21 protein-coding genes are annotated in these 21,136 nt (G+C 70.7%); 6 read left to right on the top strand and 15 right to left on the bottom strand.

What is annotated here, in order from left to right; genetic code table 11:
- Positions 1 to 70: 70 nt before the first annotated feature.
- From ABN611_RS29915 to ABN611_RS29905, 3 genes are all read right to left on the bottom strand, one after another.
- Positions 71 to 568, bottom strand: a complete 498-nt coding sequence (locus ABN611_RS29915; RefSeq protein WP_350275598.1) for a universal stress protein — start codon at positions 566 to 568, stop codon at positions 71 to 73.
- 59 nt (positions 569 to 627) lie between these two features.
- Positions 628 to 894 (bottom strand): hypothetical protein, encoded by a 267-nt coding sequence (locus tag ABN611_RS29910; protein ID WP_350275597.1) that lies wholly within the window; start codon positions 892 to 894, stop codon positions 628 to 630.
- 99 nt (positions 895 to 993) lie between these two features.
- The gene (locus ABN611_RS29905) at positions 994 to 2,547 is read right to left on the bottom strand and encodes a response regulator transcription factor (RefSeq protein WP_350275596.1); all 1,554 of its coding nucleotides are present in this window, start codon (positions 2,545 to 2,547) and stop codon (positions 994 to 996) included.
- Between the two features lie 104 nt (positions 2,548 to 2,651).
- On the opposite strand from ABN611_RS29905, the gene ABN611_RS29900 reads away from it, so the two are divergent.
- From ABN611_RS29900 to ABN611_RS29890, 3 genes are read left to right on the top strand one after another with little or no spacing between them, the layout of a single operon-like run.
- On the top strand, positions 2,652 to 3,446 hold the full coding sequence (locus ABN611_RS29900) for a methyltransferase domain-containing protein (protein WP_350275595.1): 795 nt from the start codon (positions 2,652 to 2,654) through the stop codon (positions 3,444 to 3,446).
- 58 nt (positions 3,447 to 3,504) lie between these two features.
- Positions 3,505 to 4,407, top strand: a complete 903-nt coding sequence (locus ABN611_RS29895; RefSeq protein WP_350275594.1) for a hypothetical protein — start codon at positions 3,505 to 3,507, stop codon at positions 4,405 to 4,407.
- 45 nt (positions 4,408 to 4,452) lie between these two features.
- Positions 4,453 to 4,734: a hypothetical protein gene (locus ABN611_RS29890; RefSeq protein WP_350275593.1), complete on the top strand. Its 282-nt coding sequence runs from the start codon at positions 4,453 to 4,455 to the stop codon at positions 4,732 to 4,734.
- A gap of 22 nt (positions 4,735 to 4,756) precedes the next feature.
- Here the strand turns inward: ABN611_RS29890 and ABN611_RS29885 are convergent, their stop codons facing one another.
- The 6 genes from ABN611_RS29885 to ABN611_RS29860 form a co-directional block, all read right to left on the bottom strand.
- The gene (locus tag ABN611_RS29885; RefSeq protein ID WP_350275592.1) at positions 4,757 to 6,160 is read right to left on the bottom strand and encodes an ABC transporter ATP-binding protein; all 1,404 of its coding nucleotides are present in this window, start codon (positions 6,158 to 6,160) and stop codon (positions 4,757 to 4,759) included.
- Entirely contained in the window at positions 6,157 to 7,866 is a 1,710-nt protein-coding gene (locus tag ABN611_RS29880) for an ABC transporter permease subunit (RefSeq protein ID WP_350275591.1), read from the bottom strand. The genes ABN611_RS29885 and ABN611_RS29880 overlap by 4 nt, the downstream gene beginning before the upstream one ends.
- On the bottom strand, positions 7,863 to 9,347 hold the full coding sequence (locus tag ABN611_RS29875; protein ID WP_350275590.1) for an ABC transporter substrate-binding protein: 1,485 nt from the start codon (positions 9,345 to 9,347) through the stop codon (positions 7,863 to 7,865). Before ABN611_RS29875 ends, ABN611_RS29880 begins: the two co-directional genes overlap by 4 nt.
- 66 nt (positions 9,348 to 9,413) lie before the next feature.
- On the bottom strand, positions 9,414 to 10,589 hold the full coding sequence (locus ABN611_RS29870; protein ID WP_350275589.1) for a sigma-70 family RNA polymerase sigma factor: 1,176 nt from the start codon (positions 10,587 to 10,589) through the stop codon (positions 9,414 to 9,416).
- Positions 10,586 to 10,933: a YciI family protein gene (locus tag ABN611_RS29865; protein WP_350275588.1), complete on the bottom strand. Its 348-nt coding sequence runs from the start codon at positions 10,931 to 10,933 to the stop codon at positions 10,586 to 10,588. The genes ABN611_RS29870 and ABN611_RS29865 overlap by 4 nt, the downstream gene beginning before the upstream one ends.
- A 148-nt stretch (positions 10,934 to 11,081) precedes the next feature.
- Entirely contained in the window at positions 11,082 to 11,210 is a 129-nt protein-coding gene (locus tag ABN611_RS29860) for a helix-turn-helix domain-containing protein (protein WP_350275587.1), read from the bottom strand.
- A 21-nt stretch (positions 11,211 to 11,231) separates the two neighbouring features.
- Here ABN611_RS29860 and ABN611_RS29855 point away from each other — a divergent pair, with 21 nt between their 5' ends.
- Positions 11,232 to 11,849 carry an SDR family NAD(P)-dependent oxidoreductase gene (locus ABN611_RS29855; protein WP_350275586.1) on the top strand — a complete coding sequence of 206 codons (618 nt, stop codon included), beginning with the start codon at positions 11,232 to 11,234 and terminating at the stop codon, positions 11,847 to 11,849.
- Between the two features lie 13 nt (positions 11,850 to 11,862).
- Here the strand turns inward: ABN611_RS29855 and ABN611_RS29850 are convergent, their stop codons facing one another.
- From ABN611_RS29850 to ABN611_RS29830, 5 genes are all read right to left on the bottom strand, one after another.
- The gene (locus tag ABN611_RS29850; RefSeq protein ID WP_350275585.1) at positions 11,863 to 12,699 is read right to left on the bottom strand and encodes a hypothetical protein; all 837 of its coding nucleotides are present in this window, start codon (positions 12,697 to 12,699) and stop codon (positions 11,863 to 11,865) included.
- Complete coding sequence (locus ABN611_RS29845; protein ID WP_350275584.1) at positions 12,696 to 13,190, bottom strand: SigE family RNA polymerase sigma factor; 495 nt, start codon at positions 13,188 to 13,190, stop codon at positions 12,696 to 12,698. Before ABN611_RS29845 ends, ABN611_RS29850 begins: the two co-directional genes overlap by 4 nt.
- 67 nt (positions 13,191 to 13,257) lie before the next feature.
- Positions 13,258 to 14,172: an oxidoreductase gene (locus ABN611_RS29840; RefSeq protein WP_350275583.1), complete on the bottom strand. Its 915-nt coding sequence runs from the start codon at positions 14,170 to 14,172 to the stop codon at positions 13,258 to 13,260.
- Between the two features lie 27 nt (positions 14,173 to 14,199).
- Positions 14,200 to 14,994: an ABC transporter permease gene (locus tag ABN611_RS29835; protein ID WP_350275582.1), complete on the bottom strand. Its 795-nt coding sequence runs from the start codon at positions 14,992 to 14,994 to the stop codon at positions 14,200 to 14,202.
- Complete coding sequence (locus ABN611_RS29830) at positions 14,991 to 15,962, bottom strand: ATP-binding cassette domain-containing protein (RefSeq protein ID WP_350275581.1); 972 nt, start codon at positions 15,960 to 15,962, stop codon at positions 14,991 to 14,993. Before ABN611_RS29830 ends, ABN611_RS29835 begins: the two co-directional genes overlap by 4 nt.
- Positions 15,963 to 16,094: 132 nt before the next feature.
- Between ABN611_RS29830 and ABN611_RS29825 the strand changes: the two genes are divergently transcribed.
- Both ABN611_RS29825 and ABN611_RS29820 read left to right on the top strand, forming a co-directional pair.
- On the top strand, positions 16,095 to 18,842 hold the full coding sequence (locus tag ABN611_RS29825; protein WP_350275580.1) for a BTAD domain-containing putative transcriptional regulator: 2,748 nt from the start codon (positions 16,095 to 16,097) through the stop codon (positions 18,840 to 18,842).
- 91 nt (positions 18,843 to 18,933) lie between these two features.
- Positions 18,934 to 19,488, top strand: a complete 555-nt coding sequence (locus ABN611_RS29820) for a dihydrofolate reductase family protein (protein ID WP_350275579.1) — start codon at positions 18,934 to 18,936, stop codon at positions 19,486 to 19,488.
- A gap of 2 nt (positions 19,489 to 19,490) precedes the next feature.
- Here ABN611_RS29820 and pruA read toward each other — a convergent pair whose 3' ends face one another.
- Positions 19,491 to 21,116: an L-glutamate gamma-semialdehyde dehydrogenase gene (gene pruA, locus ABN611_RS29815; protein WP_350275578.1), complete on the bottom strand. Its 1,626-nt coding sequence runs from the start codon at positions 21,114 to 21,116 to the stop codon at positions 19,491 to 19,493.
- Between the last annotated feature and the right edge of the window lie 20 nt (positions 21,117 to 21,136).

The following is a 21,136-nucleotide window of genomic DNA, read 5'->3' as shown; positions in this document are numbered from 1 at the left end:
CACCAGGCCCACCACGTCAGCGTGCTGCCGGCCTGAGCCGACGAAGTTGCCTCCAGCAACCTTGCCGTCCTCAGAACATCGGTACGCCGCCCTCAGGACGTGCGTGCTGGCGACGCGTCCTGTGCTTGCTCTCGCCCCTGCGTGGATCGGGCAGCAGCACAACGGGACACGGCGCATGCCGGATGACATGCAAGCTCGTCGACCCGACCAAGGCATCATGAAAAGCCCCGTGCCCATGGCTCCCTAGCACAAGCAACTCCGCGCCGACAGCCGCGTGACACAACTCAGCACTCGGCCGCCCTTCGACCACGAGCCGGTCGACCTCGAGGTCCGAGCCCTCCGTAAGAGCCTTCCCCAGGACCTCGTTCTGTACGTCGACCGCCTGACTCCTGGCCTCCTCCGCACTGGCGACGACCCTGCCGTACTCCGGCCCGTCCCACGACCACACCGTCACCGCCAACAACCGGCACCCCCGCCGCCGAGCCTCATCCGCCGCCCACTCCACAGCCCGCTGCCCCGCCGCCGACCCGTCAACCCCACAAACCACAACCCGCTCGCGCCCGCCCATCACACACCTCCAACCCCCCACCCCCAGCCTGCTCCCCCACCCCCCGCTAGTCCAGCCCTCTAGGGCGTGGGGCGGGCGTCGCACCACGCACGCCGATAGGCCGCGGGACTGCGATCATCGGACCCGAAGGTGACACGCTGCAGCCCGACCTCGCTCGGCATCCGGCCGCTGACGGCAGCAACCGCCACCACGGCGCCGACGACCAGGGCCGCGACCGCGGTGATGCCACCTGGCTCGCGAAATGCGAGCAGGATCCCCACGCCGACCAGTGCAAGCCCACCGATCCCGAGCGCGACCCTGACACCGAGCCGCAGATCCGTCGCCACGACCGTTCCCCTTCCATCTCCATGATCACCCTCAGCGGGCGGGAATTCACGCGGCGTGGCAAGAATGCTCGCCGACCGTGCCGCCCAAGCCACAGTTCGTCAGCGGGTGTGGTCGAGGTTGTGGTGGGTTGCCCAGGTTGCGGCTTCGGTTCGGTTGCGGACGCCGAGTTTGGTGATCAGGTTGCTGACGTGGTGGGCCGCGGTTTTGCGGGTGATGAACAGGCGGGCTGCGATGTCGGGGTTGGACAGGCCCTGCGCGACCAGGGCCAGTACCTCCTTCTCGCGGTCGGTCAGTACGTCTGGGGCGATCGGGCCGGTTCGGGCCGGGCTGCCCAGGGCTCTGAGGACCGACCACGCTCGGTCGACCTCCGCCGCGGCGCCGAGCCAGGCGAAGGTGTCCGCAGCGGCTCGCGCCTCAGCTGCGGCTGTCCCGGGATCGGTGTCGACGACCAGTTCGGCCAGTCGGAGTCGGGCCAGTGCCTGTTCGAGTGGCAGGCTCGCGGCCCCGAAGTGGCGCGCTGCGGCGGCCAGAGCCGCGGCTGCTTGGGCGCGTTCGGTGACAGAGGCCTCGAGCTGCCGCGTGTATCCCAACAGCGCGTCCACAGGATCGACGGCCGTCAAGCCCGCCAGGCGTTTCGCCGTTTCCTGCGCCGCCTCCTGTTGCCCGCAGGCGAGCTGAAGCTCTGCCAGCAGGACCAAAGACGGCACCGTGCCGAGCGTCCACGAGGTTGGATCGCCGACAACTGCCGCAACCCGCGCCACCACCGCCGCACGGTCGACGTCGGTCCGGGCGTTCGCCCACGCAACCCGCGCCCACGGCCGCACGCCGTACGCGTCCTCGCCGTACTCCGCGACGAGCGCGCCCGCCTCACCCAGCCGTCCCTGTCGCACCCGCAACTCGGCCAGCCGGACCAGCGCCGCGCCGCGGAGGGCTCGGTACGTGGTGTCGTACAGCTCGACGGCCCGGCTCAGCTCCTGGTCGGCGTCGTTCCAGCGTCCGGCCGCCACCAGGATCCCGCCGTAGTGCATCCGGCAGATGGCCGACGCCCACGCGACCGACGGCCTGCTCTCGAGCGGCCGGAAGACCGAGGTCCAGTCCTCCGCACGTCGTACGTCGAGGGTGGTCTCGCAGGCGACGAGGAGCTTGCAGTAGATCTCACCGGCGACCGTCGCGCTCCGAACCTCGCCGCCGTGAGCCGCGGCGGCCGCCTCGTCCAGCTGGCGCATTCCAGCGGTGATCCGGCCGGACGAGACCAGCGCGAGACCGTCGTACGCCATCGCGTCGAAGAACAGGTCGGCGTCGCCGAAGCGTTCGGCGATCCGCGACGCGTCCGCGACCAGTTGCGCGCGTTCGCCGGCGTCCGAGCAGTGCAGGGCGCGGGAGAGCAGGACCCAGCCGGCCTCGACGCACTCGCCGGAGTCCGCAGCCAGCCGGATGCCGCGCTCCAGCCAGCCGTGCGCGACCGCCTGGTTGCCGAACAGCGCGAGGTGGTCGAACGAGATCTGGTACGCCGCCAACCGGGCGGCGCGGCGGGTGTCGCCGGCGGCGCGAAGTGCGGCGAATGCGCGCTCGCGCGTGGCGAGGGCGGCGGCGTAGTCGCCGGCCTCGGCCTGCACAGCTGCCGTACGAAGCAGCTGGTCCGCGTGCTCCACGGCCTTCATTATCCGCGCGAACGGGCACCCGGATGGGTCAACTGCCCGATGCTGCGCGGTCCTCGAGCAGCCAGGCTCGTGATGTCTCGAAAGGAGGCGGCGCCATGGTCACCGAGACCTTCCGGATCACGCGCGAGCAAGCAGAACTGTACGAGGAGCGCTTCGTGCCGGCGCTCTTCCGGAACTGGGTCGATCCCGTTCTCGACGGAGCCGGCGTCCGCACTGGCCAGCGGGTTCTCGACGTCGCCTGCGGCACCGGGGTCGTCGCCCGGAACGCCGCGGACCGTGTCGGCGGCACAGGGTCGGTCATTGGGCTCGATGTGAACCCGGCGATGCTGGAAGTCGCGCGGAACGTACGGCCCGAGCTGGACTGGCGGACCGGCGACGCGGCGGACCTCCCGTTCGACGATGACGACTTCGACGTCGTGACCTGCCAGGCGGCGCTGATGTTCTTCCCCGACCCGACCGCGGCCCTGCGGGAGATGGCGCGGGTCACCCGCCCTGGCGGCGTGGTCGCCGTCCAGGTCTTCTCGGCGCTACCGAAGCAACCGGCGTACGGTCCGTGGATCGCGATGGTCGCCGAGCACGCGGGCCCGGGCGCGACCCAGATGCTCGGCACCTATTGGGTCCACGGCGACGCGGACGCGCTCCGCGCCCGCTGCGCCGACGCCGGGCTTCGCGTGACGGCGGTGCAGGAGCACATTCGGCCGGCGTACTTCGCCTCGGTCGAGGCGATGGTGCTGACCGAGGTCAACTCCACCCCGCTCGCCGACCGGCTGAAGCCCTCGGAGCTGCAGCGGATCCTGGCCGAGTCCGCACCGATCCTCGGGCACTTCCGGACCGGCGACCACCTGGAGATCCCCCTGGCCGGTCACGTTCTCGTCGCCACCCCCACCTGAAGCCGGCAACTTTTCGTGTCATCCCTGCATCACGGCGGGTGTGTACATCAAGCGAAAAATGACTGCTCTGGCCGGAAGTGCCGTCCTGGCGCTGGGGATCGCGCCGACGTCCGCGCAGGGCGCCGGCGCGGCCGCGAGCGAGGCCTGTTCGGCACGAGTCGGATCCGTGACTCAGCAGGGCGAACATCTCATCCGCGGTGTCAAGGCCACCACACCGCCGTCGGTCAGCGCCGGAGCGCCGAAGGTGCCGCTCTACGCGCCCGGAGCCGTCCGGTTGACCAGCTACTTCGAGGACTACCCGGGGTCCGGTGGCGTCACCACGCGGAACGGGATGGTCGTCATCGGGGACAGCTTGTACAGCAGCAGCTACTACCTCGACGCGGGTGGCGAGTCCATGGAGCACTCGCTGCGCCGGGTCGGTGGCGGGTGGTCGAACTTCACCCAGCTCGAGCGGGCGGTCTTCGACAAGCCGGTCGGGTCCGGGATCGTCCCGCGGGCAGAGCTGTACGCGCTGCGCAAGGACGGCGTGCTGTTCCGCTGGCACCACACCGACGCCGGCTGGCGCAGTACCGGGTCGTACCCGGGGTTCGCGGCGGTCAAGTCGATGGCGGTGATCAGCAAGACGCAGACGTACGACACGTTCATCGCCAACACGCACGGCGGCGCGCTCTACACCATCCGGATCCCGACCAGCTCCCCCATGAAGCCGATCGTGCGGCAGATCCGGACCCGTACATGGCAGGCATTCGAGACGCTCGTCGCGGAACGCTGTGGGCAGTACGGCACGCTCCTGCTCGGCATCGACAAGGACACCGGCACGGGCTACGCGTACGCCGTTGGTCACGCCAACGGAACCGCCACCGTCATCAACGGCCTCGGAAAGGTGAACGGCACCTTCACCGACCCACTCCACTTCCGCCTCTCCGTCGTCTCCTACTACGACTGGCTCAACGGCGAGTAACCCACAGCCGAGCAGGCCGAGGTCGGGGTGGCGTGTCCGTGCGGGGTGGCGGCTCGGCAGCCGTGGCGGACCCGGGACGCGGTGTGGAGTCCGGCGTCGTTCGTCGGCGGGCTGGTCTGGGTCGCGCTCGGCGTCGGGTCCGTCGCCGGTGGTTGGACGACGTTCGGCTCTTGCCTTCTCGGCGGCCTGGGTGCGCTCGCGCTGGGATCCCTTGTGGTGCAGGCGCGCCGCGGCCATCGCGGCGGATGCCTGCTGGGCCGCGCGGGCTGGTTCGGCCTGGCCGTTCCCGGGCTGCCGTTACGTGTGAGCTTCTGGCTGAGCTTCTGAGGTGCCCCCGGGCTGCAGCCGATCAGGGACGGATTCGGCCCTCGTGCATGACGAGGGTGCGGTGGGCGATCCGGTCGACCAGGTGGTGGTCGTGGGAGATGAAGAGGTAGCCGAGCCCGAGTTCTCGCTGGAGTTCGGTGAGGAGGTTGATCACGCCGGCGCGGACCTTCGCGTCCAAGGACGACACCGGCTCGTCGAGGACGAGCAGCCTTGGATCGCTCGCGAGCGCGCGGGCGATGCCAACGCGCTGGCACTGGCCGCCGGACAGTTCGCGTGGTCGGCGGTCGGCGAGTGACGGGTCGAGGCGGACCTGGTCCATCAGCTCGGCGACCCGGGCCGGGCCGGCCTGCGGGTCCCAGCGGTCTTGGACCTTGAGCGGTTCGGCGATCGCGTCCTGGATCGTCAGGCGCGGGCTCAGCGATCCGTAGGGGTCCTGGAACACGGGCTGCATGGCTGGGCGGAGCCGCTGGATGGTGTGGTCGTCCAGGATGGTTCCGTCTAACCGAATCTCGCCGGACTCCGGGCGGCGAAGGTGCAGGACAGCCGACGCCGTACTGGACTTTCCGCAGCCGGACTCGCCGATCAGGGCGACCGTCTCGCCACGCTGGATGTCGAGGGACACGTCGTCGACCGCCGGCTGCCGACTGCCCCGGTACCGCACGGTCAGGTTGCGGACGGCGAGCAACGGCGGATCGGCCACCACCGGCACCGATGTCCGCGGGCGGATCCTGTCGACGGCCGGTGTGTCGGCGATCCGGCCTTCGTGGAGCGTCAGGGTGCGGTCGGCGTACTTCGCGACCGCGTCCTGGTCGTGGGTGACGAGGACGATCGCCGAGTCGTCGCTCAATCCGGTCAGGAGGTCCAGGATTTGAGCCTGGATCCGCGGATCGAGGGCGGTGGTGGGCTCGTCGGCGACGATCAGTTCGGGCTGGTTGACGATCGCCATCGCGATCACCGCTCGCTGGCGCATGCCGCCGGAGAACTCGTGCGGATAGGCGCGGGCACGACGTTCGGCGTCGGCGATACCGACCCGGTCGAGCACGGCTCTGGCCAGCTTGTCCGCTGTCCGTCGGTCGGTGCGCTGGACCGACCGCACCGCGCGGGCGAGCTGGTCGCCGATCGTGTGGACGGGACTCAGTACCGAGAGCGCGTCCTGCGGCACGAATCCCAGTCGGCTGCCGCGCAACTCGGCGTACGCGGACTGCGATGCGCCCGCGAGCTCACGGCCGGCGAAGCGGATGCTGCCCTCGACCTCGGCCTCGGGTGGGAGCAGGCCGAGAACCGCCTGCATGGTCAGGGACTTGCCGGCGCCGGACTCGCCGACCAAGGCGAGGACCTCACCCTGATGCACGCTGAAGGACAGCCCGCGGACCGCATGCGTACCACGGATCCGCACGTGCAGGTCGCGGACGTCGAGTTGAGTCATCGGCGCCGTCCCGCGGACAGGGACACCGCAAGGGCGGCGAGGACGAGCAGCATGACCGCGGGTGCGAGCGTTGCCCAGGGCGCGCGTTCGACGTACGGCAGCGACTCGGCCAGCCCGGAGCCCCACTCGGGTGCCGGTGGTTGCGAGCCGAGCCCGAGAAAGCCCAGCGAGGCAAGCGCCAGCGCGATGCCCGGCAGCCGGAGTACGGCGTGCCGCGCCACCGGCCCGGCCACCGCCGGGAGGACGTGCCGGGTGAGGATCCAGCCGCGGCTCGCCCCGATCGCCCGCTGCGCTGTCAGGTAGGTCGCGGCCCGAGTCTCCTGGGTCAACGCGGCCGCGTGCGCGGCGAGCGGCGGCCAGGAGACGAGGGCGACCGCGATCGAGGCGCCAAGGGTGCCGGGTCCGAGCACGGCGACGACCAGGATGCCGGCGATGACCGGCGGTACGGCGTTCGCGATCTCGGAGACGCCTTCGGCGACCGCCGGGAGGAAACCGGCGCCGAGCGCGATCAGGAAGGACACCGCACACACGACGACAGCAGTACCGATGGTCGTCGCGGCGCCGTGGCCGACGCGGGCCAGCACGTCGCGACCGAGAGAGTCGGTGCCGAGCGGGTGGCTCCAACTCGGTGACGCCAAGCGGGCAGTGGTGTCCAAGTGCAGCGGGTCGAGGGTAAGTCCCCAGCCGATGACGACTGCGAGAACCACCGCACACACGATCGGCGTGAGGCGGCCGGTTGGAGCCGCCGGAGGGACGGGCAGGCTCAGTGCCTGGTCACGCAGACCAGGACCGAGTAGCCGGCGCCTCGCGGTCTGCGCGAGGAGACCGGCGGCGACGCCGAGAAGGACCAGGGCGAGGACGGAGCCTTGCAGCAACGGGAGATCTTGGGACTCCGCGGCGCCGAGCGCCGTCCGGCCGATCCCCGGAACGGCGAACACGGTCTCGACGGCGACCGCGCCACCGGTGAGCCCGACGGCAACCAGACCCAACTGCGGGACGACGGCCGGCGTGGCACGTCGTATTGCGGCCGCCGCGATGCTGCGCGGAGTACAGCCCGCGGATCGCCACAGGCTGACCCAACGCTCCGCGAACACCGCCGGAAGAGCGTCGTCGACCAGCCGTCCGAGAACCCCGCCGGCGGGAAGCGCGAGCGCGATCGCCGGCAGGACGAGGTGGCTAGTCCCTTCCCAGCCGTACGGCGGCAACCATCCGAGCCAGACCGCGAACGCCAGCATCAACATCGTCGCCAGCAGGAACTCCGGCAATGCGGCCAGCGTCGTGGCGGCCACACCGTTGCCCTTGGCCCGCAACGTTCCGCGGGCGCCGCGCACCAGCGTGGGCACGCAGATCGCCCCGGCGATCACGAGCGCGATGGCAAGCGCGGCCGCCATCAACGTCAGCGACGCCCCGGCAGCGCTCAGGACCGACGGCAGCACCTCGGCCCCGTTCGCCCACGACGTACCGAGATCGCCACGGACCACTCCCCCGAGCCATCTGCCGAGCAGTACCAGCGGGCCGGCATCGAGCCCGAGCTCGTTCCGCACGGCGTCGAGCACCTCGGCCGTCGGCTCCTGCTCACCCGACCGGGCGCGCAGGACCGACAAGGCGACGTCCCGCCCGGACAGCCAGGGCAGGAGGCCGATCGCCAGGACGACGATCGCGAGTGCACCGGTGCGCGACAGCGCGCCGGTCGCCCGTTCCCTCACTTCAGGTGGGTCGCGGCCGTGACCAGCAGCCGCTCGCGGGGGTCCTTGGCCGAGTCGGCGAGCGTGGTCGCATCACCTTGGATGACGCGCTCGTGCAGCAACGGGACGGCGGCGTCGGTCCGGAGGACCTGCGCCTCCGCTTCCATGATCGCGGCGCGGCGGGCGTCGCCGGTGGCCGTCCCGGCCGCCTTCGTGAGAGCAGCGTCCACGGCCGGGTCACAGAGCTGGGAGGTGTTGAAGGAGCCCTGGCACGCGAAGTCGGAGTACAGGTACGAGACCGGGTCGCCGGAGTCGAGCACGGTCGCGCGCGACAGGATGAACGCGTCGAACTTCCCCGCCAGCGCGTCCTCCTCGATGTGCGCGTACTCGCGCACCACCTGCTTCACAGTGAATCCGGCCTGCTGCAACTGCTGCTGCAGCACTGATGCCACCTCGGGCAGCTCGGCTCGATCGGAGAACGTCGCCAGCGTGATCGTCGTACCGGCAGCCCGCTTGGGCGTCGTACGGCCGGTGGGTTCCTTGCGCCCCTCGGCTGCCCACGGCAGAGCCGGGCCGAGCAGCCCGGCCGCTGTGTCGGCACGCCCCTCGTAGACGCCCTTCACCAGCGCGTCCCGGTCGATCGCGTCCCGGATCGTTGCCCGCAGCCCCGGGTCACGCAGTGGGCCGGACTTCGTGTTCAGGTACAGCGTGTTCGTCCGCGGCATCGGCACCTCGGTCACCGTCTCCGGCTCCAGCAATGCCGCCTGCGACACCGGGATCGACTCGACCAACTGCGCCGCGCCACTCCGGATGGCGGCGGCCCGCGCCGCACCGTCCGGCACGAACGACACGTCGATCCCGGCGGCCTTGGCACGGCCGCCCCAGTACCCGTCGTACCGCTCGAGCCGCGCGCCGGTCGTACCCCGGACCTCGACCAGCTCGAACGGGCCGGTTCCGGTGCCGACCGGGTTGACCTGGGTTTTCGCGTACGCCGCCTTGGACAGGACGGACAGCTGCGGCGACGACAGCCGCTGCGGGACCAACGGATCCGCGCTGCCGGTCGTCACGACCAATTGGTTGCCCTTGGCCACTGCGGTGAGCTTGACGCCGTCCAGGATCCGCGGCTTCGGCGACGCGGTCGTCGCCTTGGTCAACGCGAAGGCAGCCGCCTCCGCGGTCAACGCCGTACCGTCGTGGAACTTCACCCCTGGCCGGATGGTGAACTCCCAGCTCAGCGGCGACGTCTGCCTCCACGAGGTCGCCAGGCCGGGCCGCGCGTCACCGATCGCGTCCAGCGTGACCAGCGTCTCCGCGGTACTCCACCGCGACAACTTGAACGCGTCGTCGCTGAACGGCGACAACCCCGACCGCGGCGGCTGCATCATCGCGACCGCGATCCGGCCGTCGGTCGTCCCGGCCACCGGAGCCGTGTCGGCCCCACCCGCGAAACATCCGCTCAGCAGCACCGACGACAACGCGACACCGACAGCAACAACACGCACACGAGCCTCTTCCCGACGGGCGGACGGAACGACGAGAAGTTAGCACATGAAAACCATTATCGGTAATCAGTGCTGAGGGTTCCGGTCTTCGAGCTCGGTGATGCGTTGGCGGAGGAGGCGGCGTTCCGGTTCGTCGGTGAGTAGTTCGAGTGCGCGCCGGTACTCGGTGATCGCCTCGGCGGGGCGGTCGATACGGCGCAGGAGTTCGGCGCGGGTCGAGTGCAGGTACGGGTAGTTGTCGAGTTGCAGGGCATCGGTGATCTCCAGCGCTGCCCGCGGTGCGCCGGCCTGGGCGACGGCTACGGCGCGGTTGAGTTCGACCACGGGTGAGCCCGTTTGCTGAGCGAGCTCCAGGTACAGCGCGGCGACCTGTGCCCAGTCGATCTCGGGCTCGGTTTGCAGTACTGCGATCGCTGCCTGGACGACGTACGTGCTGCGCGCCCGGGCAATCGCCCTGTCGACGAGAGCCCGGCTCTCGGCGATCATCTCGTGGTCCCACCGGCCGCGGTCCTGCTGCTCCAGCAGGACGACCTCGCCGTCGGTGCGGCGGGCAGCGCGGCGGGCGTGGTGAGACAACATGAGTGCCAGCAGGCCGAGGACGTCCGGCTCGTCGGGCATCAGCGCCGCGAGCATCCGGCCGAGGCGGACGGCTTCGGCGGCCAGTTCGTCGCGCCCGCCGTACCCTTCATTGAAGATCAGGTACACCACCTTCAGCACCACGCCGAGGCGCTCGGGCAGCGCATGATCGGGCGGCACGCGGAACGGGATGCCCGCCAGCTTGATCTTGGCCTTCGCCCTCGTCAGCCGGCGCTTCATGGTCTCCGGCGCGACCAGGAAGGCCCGCGCGATCTCCTCGGTGGACAGTCCGCCCAACGCCCGCAAGGTCAGCGCGACCTGTGCCTCGACCGCAAGCGCCGGGTGACAGCACAGGAAGATCAGCTCGAGCCGCTCGTCCGGGATCGCAGTCTCCGCCATCTCGATCTCCTGTACCTCCGGCACCGCGAGCAGCGGCGCCTTGGCCGCGAACGTGCGGTCGCGGCGCAGCCGGTCGATCGCACGCCGCCGGGCAGTCGTGGTCAGCCACGCCCCCGGGTTGTCCGGCACGCCGTCGGCCGGCCATTTCTCCGCGGCCACGGCGAAGGCTTCCTGGGTGACCTCCTCGGCGAGGTCGAAGTCGCCGAGGAAGCCCGCCAGGGAGGCGAGTACCCGCCCCCACTCGGCCCGGAAGATCTCCTCGATCACGCCGGTCCGGACGGCACGATCGGCCGGATCTCCACCGAGCCGCCCAGCCGGGTCGCCGGGATCTTCACGGCCAGCGCGATCGCGGCGTCCAGGTCGTCGGCCTCGAGCAGGAAGTACCCGCCGAACACCTCCTTCGTGTCGGCGAACGGCCCGTCGGTGACCAGCGCGTCGCCCTCCTTGAGCCGCACCGTCGACGCACTGTGCGCCGGCCCGAGATGGGCCCCGCCGAAGACCCGCGGGTCCGACCGGATCGCGATGTACTCCGCGGACACCGCATCCTGCTCCGCCACGTCCAGCGCCTCGAACGCCCCGGGCAACTCGTTGATCAGCAGCGCGTACTGCATGGGATTCTCCTCAAGTCTCGGAACCAACCGTCACCTATCCGACGAACTCGACCGTCCCGCGGGGACAGCCCGACCTCACGCACTTCAAAGTGCCTTTTGTAAGCCCTCTCCTACTCACTCATGATGGCGTTACGCACTGCTAGTGAGGTCAGGGAGGTTCGGTCAGGTCGTACTCCACCCGCGGCGGGACTTCGGCGTACGCCGTCCTGGTGATCAGCCCGTCGCGCTCGAGGTGCTTGAGCGTCTGGGTCAGCATCCGCTGCGAGATCCCGGGCACGCTCGCCTGCAGGTCGCACCTGTGCCCACCATCGCCATCGTCGGGGCCGGACCCGGCCTCGGACTGTCCATCGACCAGCTCGCCGGCGAACTGACCGCGGCCGGGATCGAGGCCGCCGGATTCGCCGCCGACGTCATGGACGCGGTCTCGATCGCCGCGGCGTTCGGCCGCATCAAGGACCGGTTCGGGACGATCGACGTCCTCGAGTACTCGCCCGCGCCGCACAATCCGGTACCCGGTCTGACGAACCCGGGCCCGCTCGAGGTGACCGTCGGCAACCTCCAGCCGCAGCTGGACTACTACCTCTACGGGGGCCTCGCCGCCACCGACCAAGTGCTCCCAGAGATGCTCGAGCGAGGCAGCGGCACGGTGCTGTTCTCGACCGGCGGCTCGTCGATGGACCCGCTGGCGGGACCTCCGGAGTTCACCACGACATCCATCGGGAGCGGCGCGCTGCGCACGTACGCCTTGAAGCTCCACCAGGCCACGGCCGGGACCGGGGTGTACGTCGCCCACGTCCCGATCTTCGCCTGGATCGGAACCGGCGGCCCCGAGACCCAGCCCGACACCATCGCCCAGCACTATTGGAACCTCCACCTCACCCGCGACGGCGCAGAGCAGCCCTACGCCGCCGCCTGAGGAGGAATGCAGGTCAGCTGCTGATCTTGAACTTCGGCGAGGTGGCCAGCTCGGCCAGCTGCTGGTTGGTGAACACCGGTTGCTTCAGCGGCGAGTGGTCCGGGTGGTCCGTCTTCTTGGACTGCGCGAGGACGACGACGGTGCCGTCGTCGTGGCGGTACGTGGCCCACTGGTCGTACCTGTCCCGGCCGTTGGTGGTCACCACGCCGACCTTCTTGCCGCCGGCATTCAAGACGGCGCAGGTGCCGGTCCCGCCCCAGAACTGCTGCGCGAGCTTGCACGGGTCCGTGGCCGGCTTGCCGTCCGGCGTGGTCGACTGCACCAGCAGCTGACCGAGCCGGTTCGCCTTCTCCACCGGGATGGTTGCCATGTACTCCCAGTAGTCCCGCTCCCCGTCATTCGACGCGTACTGCGCCTGGGGCCACCTCATCAACCGACCGTCCGGATACTTGAGGTCCGGCGTACCGAACCCCGGAGGCACCACCGAACTCAGGTTGTTCATCAGCGTCACAGCGCGATCGGCGCGTGGCCCTACGCTCGCCGTACGGTCCACCTGGCCCTCCGGCCACGGGTCACCGGTCTTCCGCGTCGTCGGCGGCACGGTGGGCGACGTACTGCCGCCGCCCGCCACCATGGGTTCCGCGGACTGGCCGCCGACCTGCGCGACCACCGCGGGACCGGCTCCGATGCCAAGCACCAGCGGTACGACGGCAATGCCGGCCCACGCCACCGTGCGCCGTTTGCGCGCTCGCCGGCCCTGCTCGAGGGCGCGGGCAGGATCCATCGACGGCGGCGGACTACTGCGCGCGATCGCGTTGCGCAGTGCCTGGCTGAGATCTTCTTCCTTCATCGAACTCTCTCCTCTTCGAGCAGACCGCGCAGCGTCGCGAGCCCGCGGGAGGCCTGGCTCTTGACATTGCCGGCGGAGCATTCGAGCAGCGCGGCGGTCTGCTCGACGGACACGTCTTCCCAGTACCGGAGGACGAGGACGGCGCGTTGCCGCGGCGGCACCTTCGCGAGCGCGTCCAGCAACATGAGCCGGTCGTCGGCCAGGCCGGCCGGCGCCGTGGCCCGTTCGGTCTGCTCGGAGCCGACCGACTCGTACCGGAACCACCCCCGGCGCCGATCGGACAGGAACGTCCGGACGAGGGTCTGCCTGGTGTAGTTGTCCAGTGCGTCGTGCCGCTTGATCCGGCGCCACGCCAGGTAGAGCTTCGTGAACGTCTGCTGGACCAGGTCCTCCGCGCGGTGCCAGTCGCCGCACAGCAGGTACGCCGTGGCGCGCATGGCATCGGACCGCGCCGCGAAGTACGCCTCGAACGCGGCGTCCCGATCACTCATCTGTCCTCCCCGATCCTCGGTACCGGGTTAGACACGCCCACGAGCCGGAAGTTGGTTGCATCCGCCGCTAAGAGGGGTCCGGATGGATCCCGGTCAGCTCGGCGGTACGGGTCCACAGACGGATGCGGAGTGCTCGGTCGTGGGCGCGTGGGTCGATCCGGGCCGGGCCGACGCCGCCGAAGAACTCGCCGAACTTTCGCGGCCCGTAGTAGTCGCCGCCCCGCACGCCCGGCGCCGTCGCGGCGTACAGGATCGGCAGCGTCCCCTCGGGCACGGACTGGGACAGCGCCTTCGTCAGAGCGTTGAGCGGTCTCGCGACGGCGCCGAGGCCTTGGTTGCGCGCGCCGGCCGCGCCGAGTTCCGTACCGGTGAAGCCGGGGTGGGCGGCGACGCTGAGCACCGGGGATCCCTCGGCGCGCAGGCGTTCCTGCAACTCCAGCGCAAACATCAGCCCGGCCAGCTTGGACTGCGAGTAGGCGTGCGCCATCCGGAACCGCCGCCGCTCGAAGCCGGGATCCTCGACGTCGAACCCCTTGCCACGGTGCGCGATGCTCGACACGGTGACGACGCGCGCCGCGCCCGCGGCCCGCAGCGCCGGCATCAGCAGCCAGGTCAGCGCGGCGTGCCCGAGGTAGTTGGTCGCGAAGATGGACTCGTGACCAGCGGCAGTACGGCGCAACCGGCCCGCTGGGATGCCCGCGTTGTCGATCAGCAGGTCGACGTAGTCACCGGTGCGGTCCCGGATGTCCGCCGCAGCAGTTCGCACCGAATCCAGGTCGGCCAGGTCAAGCAGCACGAGCTCGCCGCCGACCGCCGCCGCGGCGCGCTCGCCGCGCTCCCGGGACCGGCAGGCGAGGATCACGCGCGCGCCCTTGGCCGCGAGCACGGTCGCCGCGCGCAGGCCCAGGCCCGAGTTGGCGCCGGTGATGACGACCGTGCGCCCGTTCTGGTCGGGGATGTCGTTGTCGCGCCAAGCCTGCACGGCCAGCATGCTAGTGCCGCGGCCCGGTCACACCTTTCGCTTCAGCGCGAAGACCGAGACGGGCGCGAAGACGAGCATGATGCCGGCGGCCCACGCGAGCGACCACAGGACCGGTTCGGCGACCGGGCCGCCGACCAGCAGGCCTCGGGCCGCGTCGGACAGCAGCGTGACCGGGTTCGCCTCGACGACGGGCTGGAGCCAGCCGGGCATGGTTTCGGTGGGCACGAACACGTTGCTGACGAACGTGATCGGGAAGAGCACCGTGAACCCGAACAGCTGCACGTGTTCCGGGTCGCGGGCGAGTACGCCGACCAGCACCGAGATCCAGGAGAACGCCAGCGCGAACACCAGCACCAGTCCCACCATCGCGAGCAACTCCAGGAACGACGTCTCGACCCGGAAGCCCATCAGGTACCCGACCGCGAGGAGCAGCAGCACCGACCACGCGTGCTTGACCAGGTCCGCGGCGATCCGGCCCGCCAACGGCGCCCAGCGCGCGATCGGCAGCGAGCGCAACCGGTCGAAGACGCCCTTCGTCAGGTCGGTGTTCAGACCCATCCCGACGTACATCGTCACGAAGAACATGTTCATCACGACGATCCCGGGCAGCGCGACCCGCAGGTACTCCCCCGGGCTGCCGGAGATCGCGCCGCCGAAGACGTACGTGAACAGGACCAGGAACAGGATCGGCTGGAAGCTGTAGTCGCCGAGCTCCCACGGGTTGTGCCGGATCTGCACGATCGTCCGCCAGGCCAGCGTCACCGCCTGCTGCAGACCCTTCAGCGGGCTCACCCGGTCGGCGACATCCGTCGTCGTACTCATGTCCGTACCTCCTCGTCGGCCGTCTCGGTCACGTCCTCCTCGGCCGGACGCCCGGTGAGGCTCAGGAACACTTCGTTCAGGCTCGCGCTGCGCAGCGTGAGCGTGTTCAGTACGACGCCCGCGTCGTCGAGCCGCCGTACGACGGCCGGCAGCACCGCGGGATCCGGCACCGGAGCGGTCACCAGGTCGCGGTCGACCGCCGGCTCGGTCCGGGTGAGTTCCCTGACCACCGCGAGGACCGTGGGCAGATCCGCCGGATCGGCCGCGCGGACGGCGAGCGACTGCGTCCCGCCGCGCGCCTTCAGCTCGTCCGGCGTACCGCTGGCGATCACCTTCCCGTGGTCGATGACCGCGATGTTGTCGGCGAGTGCGTCGGCCTCGTCGAGGTACTGCGTGGTCAGCAGGACCGTCGAGCCGCGCCGCACGAGATCGCGGACGATGTCCCACAACTCCTGGCGGGCGCGCGGGTCGAGACCGGTCGTCGGCTCGTCCAGGCACAGGATGCGCGGGCGTCCGACGAGGCTCGCGGCCAGGTCGAGCCGGCGCCGCATCCCGCCGGAGTACGTCTTCGCCGCGCGATCCGCCGCGTCGGCGAGCCCGAAGTCCTCGAGCAGCTCCGCGGCCCGCTGCCGTGCCTCGCCGCGCGGCCGGCCGAGCAACCGGCCGATCAGGAGCAGGTTCTCGGTACCGGTCAGGTTCTCGTCGACCGCGGCGTACTGCCCGGTCAGGCCGATCAGCTGCCGGACCTGGTGCGCCTCCCGTACGACGTCGTACCCGCCGACGGTGGCCCGGCCCGCATCCGGCCGCAGCAACGTCGCCAGCACCCGGACCGCCGTGGTCTTGCCCGCACCGTTCGGCCCCAGGAGCCCGAGCACGCTCCCGGTCGGCACCGCGAGATCCACGCCCGCCAGGGCTTGCGTCTCGCCGAACCGCTTCGTCAGTCCTTCCGCCCAGATCGAATGATCCATCGCCACGCCCTCCCTGCTCGGCAGTTCCCCCAGTCGACTCCCCGGCACGCGAGCGCGTCAACAGCCGCGCGGCTACGCAGAGTCGCCCGCTGCTAAGGTTCGCTGCATGAGTTTCGGGGCACCGACGCGTCGATGAGACCCGAGAGCGACCTGCGGATCCTGCTGCTGGGGCCGCTCGAGGTCCGGCGTTCCGGCGAGCTCGTACCGATCCCCGCGGGTGGCCGGCGGACCGTGCTCGCGGCCCTCGCCCTGGCAGGTGGGGAAGTCGTCGACGTCGACACGCTGACCGACCTGCTCTGGTCCGGTAACCTGCCCGAGAATCCGCGGAGCGCCGTACAGCAGATCGTCGTCCGGCTCCGCCGATCGCTCGGCGCCGCGACGGTCCGGACCGGTCCCGGCGGCTACTACCTCGACATCGAGCGCGGGCAGGTCGACGCGCTCCGGGCCGAGGACCTGATCCGGCGAGCCGAGTCCACCGACAGCGAGGCCAAGGCGCTCCAGCAGGCCGCGGGGCTGTGGCGAGGCGCCGCGCTCGGCGGAGTCGATTCGGACGCGCTCGTCCGGCAGCACGCGACCCGGCTGTCGGAGTTGCGCCTGGTCACCCAGGAACGGTTGTTCGACCTCGACCTGCGTACCGGCGACGTAGCCGCGTGGATCGCGCCGCTGCAGGAGCTGACACGCGTCCATCCGCTTCGCGAGTCGTTGCGGGAACGGCTGATCCTCGCCCTGGCGCGCTCGGGTCGCCGGGCCGAGGCGCTGGCCGAGTACGAGAGCGCGCGCGCACTGACGGTCGAGTCGCTGGGGACGGAGCCGTCCGTCCGGTTGCGCGCCGTACACCTTGAACTGCTCGGCGAGGACGAGGTCGTCACCGCGGCCGCCCACCGGCCGGTCCCCCGTCAGCTGCCCGCTCCCCCGCCGCACTTCGCCGGCCGCACGGCAGATCTGGCACACCTCGACGAGCTGTGGCGCGCGGGCGAGCGGACGATCGTGCTCCACGGTCCGGGCGGCGTCGGCAAGTCCGCGCTCGTCCTGCACTGGGCGGAGCACCTCAAGTCACAGTGCGCCGACGGACAGATCTTCGTCGACCTGCGCGGGTACGGTCCCGACCAGCCGGTGCTGCCCGACGCGGCTCTCGGGATGATGCTCCGCGCGATCGGCGTCGCCGACCGATCCTTGCCTCCGACAACCACCGAGCGCAGTGCGCTGTGGCGGACCCAGACCGCCGACCGATCCCTGCTGGTCGTCCTGGACAACGTTCGGGACGCCGATCAGCTGCGCCCGCTGCTCCCCGGCCCGGGCTGTACGACGATCGTCACCAGCCGCAACAACCTGCGCGGATTCGCCGTCCGCGACGGAGCCGCCCGGCACCTCGTCGACACCTTGAGCATGGACGACTCGGTGGCTGTCCTCGCCACCGCGTTGGGCCGGAAAGTCGTCGACGCCGAGCCGGAAGCCGTGCGGGAGCTCGCCGAACTCTGCGGCCAGCTGCCGTTGGCCCTGCTGGTCGGAGCACAGGTCGTGGCCGACGACCAAGGAGCCTCGATCGCAACGGCGGCCGCCCGGTTGCGATCACATCAGCATCGGCTGGACGTCCTGGCCGACACCTTCGACCCGGCGGCGGATCCGCGTCAGGTCATCTCCTGGTCGTACACCGCGCTGGACGCTGACAGCCGCTGGGCGTTCCGAACCCTCGGCCTGCATCCGGCCCCCGTGATCGAGATACGTGCGGCCGCGGCGCTGCTCGGACGGTCGTTGCCTGCCACCCGGCACTTGCTCGACCGGCTCGTCGCCGTCCACCTGCTGCAGGTCGTCGATACGGAGTACTACGGCTTCCACGACCTGATCGCGGTCTACGCCGCCGAGCTGGCCGAGCCCGACGACGACGCACTCCGCAGACTGGCCGAGTGGTACGTCGCCACGCTGCATGCGGCGAGGTCGACGGCGTACGCGAATCCGGCGCTCAAGCCGGCCACCGAGCCGCCGGCCCCGGTGTCGCCGCGGGTCCTGGAAGGCTTGCGCGGGGCCACCGAGTGGTACCTGCGGTCCGAGCAGGCGATCGTGGAGATCGTCCGCGTGGCCGACGGGCGCGGCTGGCACGAACTGGCCTGGCAACTCGCCGCACTCCTCGGCGACTTCCAGAGCTCGCACGCGCACAGCGCCCAGCAGGCGGTCACCTCGGAGATCGCCCGGTCGGCCGCGGCCGCGCTCGGCGACCCGGACAAGCAGGCGCTCGCGCACTTCCTCTCCGGGGTCGCGAGCAACGTCGGCGGCGATCCGGCCGCCGCACTCGGTTGGCACGAGCAAGGTCTCGCGCTGGCGGACCAGGCCGGCAACCGGCGGCTGATGGCATCGATCCTGGCGGCGATGGGCACCGCGCACCAGGCACTCGGCGACCCGATGGCGGCCAGGACCACCTCCGAGAGGTCGGTCCGGATCGCCCGCGGGCTCACCGAGCACCCGCTGCGGCTCGCGCACTCGCTGCTCAACCTGTCCTCGATCGAGGCGGACTCCGAGGAGTGGTGCGAGGCCGCGCAGGAGCACCTGCGCGAGGCGATCGAGCTCTACCGGGCGCAAGGCGCGCGGTTCCACCTCGGTCTGGCGTTCGCGAATCTGGCGAACGCGGCGATGGTGGCCGGGCAGCCGAGCGAGGCCATCGAGTACGCCGCCGAGGCGATCCGGCAGGTCGAGGAACTGGGCGACGGCCTGGTCCGGCCCACCGCGCTGCGGGCCCGCGGCCAGGCGCTTCTCGCGCTCGGAGACCCGGATGGCGCCGCCGTCGCCTGGGAGCAGGCGCTCCGCCAGATCCGCTTCACCGAGCCGCAACGTGCCGCCGTACTCGAACAGGATCTGGCCGAGTTGACGGCTCGACGGCCTCGCTGATCCGCCGTACCTCGGGCGTGAAGGCGAAGTGAAACCGATGTGTAGCCGGCGCCTGATCTGATTGCCGTTCCCAACGTACGAGAGGAACGCCATGCGCAATCTCATCCTGACCACCTACATCTCGCTGGACGGGGTGATCGAGAATCCGCAGAACTGGTCGATGCGCTACTTCTCCGAGGATGCCGGTCAACTCGCGACCGAGATCCTGACCGGCGCCGACAGCCTGCTGCAAGGGCGGGCCACCTACGAGGGCTTCGCCGGGAACTGGTCCGAGCCCGGCGCCGACGCGTTCAGCAAGCACATGTACGGCATGCGCAAGTACGTCGTGTCCAGCACCCTGACCGAGGCCACCTGGAACAACAGCGAGCTCCTCAGCGGCGACCTGGTCGAGGCGGTCACCGCGCTCAAGGCCGAGGACGGCGGCGACATCCTCAGCTACGGCTTCGGGTCGGTCGCCCACACCCTGCTCGCCGCCGGGCTGGTCGACACGCTGTACCTGTGGGTGCACCCGGTGATCGTCGGCGCCGCCGCCGGCCCCGAGGACCTCGCCTGGAACGCCAAGATCCCCGAGTCGCACTTCGACACCAAGGACGTGCGTACCCTCACGTCCGGCGTCACGGTCCTCACGCTGACCAGGACGTCCTGACCTCAGTCCATGTGCGGGTAGCGGTGGTCGGTCGGCGGTACGAAGGTTTCCTTGATCGAGCGGGGGCTCGTCCAGCGGAGCAGGTTGAGGATCGAGCCTGCCTTGTCGTTGGTGCCGGAGGCCCGGCCGCCGCCGAAGGGCTGCTGGCCGACCACGGCGCCTGTGGGCCGGTCGTTGATGTAGAAGTTGCCGGCGGCGAACCGCAGTACCCGGGTCGCCTCCTCGATCGCGGCCCGGTCGGTCGCGAAGACCGCGCCGGTCAGCCCGTACGGCGAACCTTGGTCCGCGGTTCGCAGTACGTCGGACCAGTCGGCGTCGTCGTACACGTGGACGGCGAGGATCGGGCCGAAGTACTCGTCCCGGAAGGCCGGGTCGGACGGGTCGTCGCCCTCGATGACCGTCGGCCGGACGAACCAGCCGACGGAGTCGTCGTAGGTGCCGCCGGTCAGTACCCGGAGGCCCGGGGTGGCGTGGGCTCGGTCGATGGCCGCGCTCAGCTTCGCGAAGGACTTGGCGTCGATCACGGCACCGCCGAAGTTGCTCAGGTCCGCGACGTCGCCGTACGTCAGGCTCTCGACGGTCGCCAGCAGGTCGTCCTTGATGACCGTCCAGACCGAGCGCGGGATGAAGGCCCGGGATGCGGCGGAGCACTTCTGGCCCTGGTACTCGAACGCGCCCCGGACCAGGGCGGTGATCAGCGCGGCCGGGTCGGCCGAGGGGTGCGCGATCACGAAGTCCTTGCCGCCGGTCTCCCCCACGAGCCGCGGGTAGGCGTGGTAGCGGCCGATGTTGTTGCCCACGGTCTGCCACAGGTGCTGGAACGTCGCCGTCGAGCCGGTGAAGTGGATACCGGCCAGCCGCGGGTCGGCCAGCAGCACCTCGGAGGCGTCGCGGCCGTCGCCGGTCAGCATGTTGATCACGCCCGGAGGCAGCCCGGCCGCCTCGAGCAGCCGCATCGTCCACCAGGCCGAGAGCGTCTGGGTCGGACTGGGCTTCCACACCACGGTGTTGCCCATCAGCGCCGGCGCGGTCGGCAGGTTGCCGGCGATCGCGGTGAAGTTGAACGGCGTGATCGCGTAGACGAAGCCCTCGAGCGGCCGGTGGTCCATGCGGTTCCACACCCCGTCGGAGCTGATCGGCTGCTCCTCCAGCAGTTGGCGCCCGAAGGCGACGTTGAACCGCCAGAAGTCGACCAGCTCGCACGGCGCGTCGATCTCGGCCTGTACGGCGGTCTTCGACTGGCCGAGCATCGTCGCGGCCGCGATCCGCTCGCGCCACGGTCCCGCCAGGAGGTCAGCAGCCTTCAAGAAGATCGCGGCACGGTCGTCGTAGCTCATCGCCGCCCAGCCGGGCGCAGCCTCGGTCGCGGCCTGCGCGGCGGCTGCGGCCTCGGCGCGAGTCGCCGTACCGGCGACGCCGAGCACGCTCTTGTGGCTGTGCGGCTGTACGACGTCGAACCGCGTGCCCTCGGCCATGCCCTGCACGCCGCCGATCGTCTGGGTGAGGTCGATGGTGTTGCCGGCCTGTGCCTCGAGTTCGGCGACGAGCCGGGCGCGTTCGGGTGAGCCCGGCGCGTAGGTGTGCACCGGCTCGTTGACGGGCGCGGGGACCTGGGTGATGGATTGCACTGGGAGGTGTGCCTCTCGGG

Source organism: Kribbella sp. HUAS MG21 (assembly GCF_040254265.1).
Classification (GTDB): domain Bacteria; phylum Actinomycetota; class Actinomycetes; order Propionibacteriales; family Kribbellaceae; genus Kribbella.
This window is presented reverse-complemented; position numbering and strand designations above follow the sequence as displayed.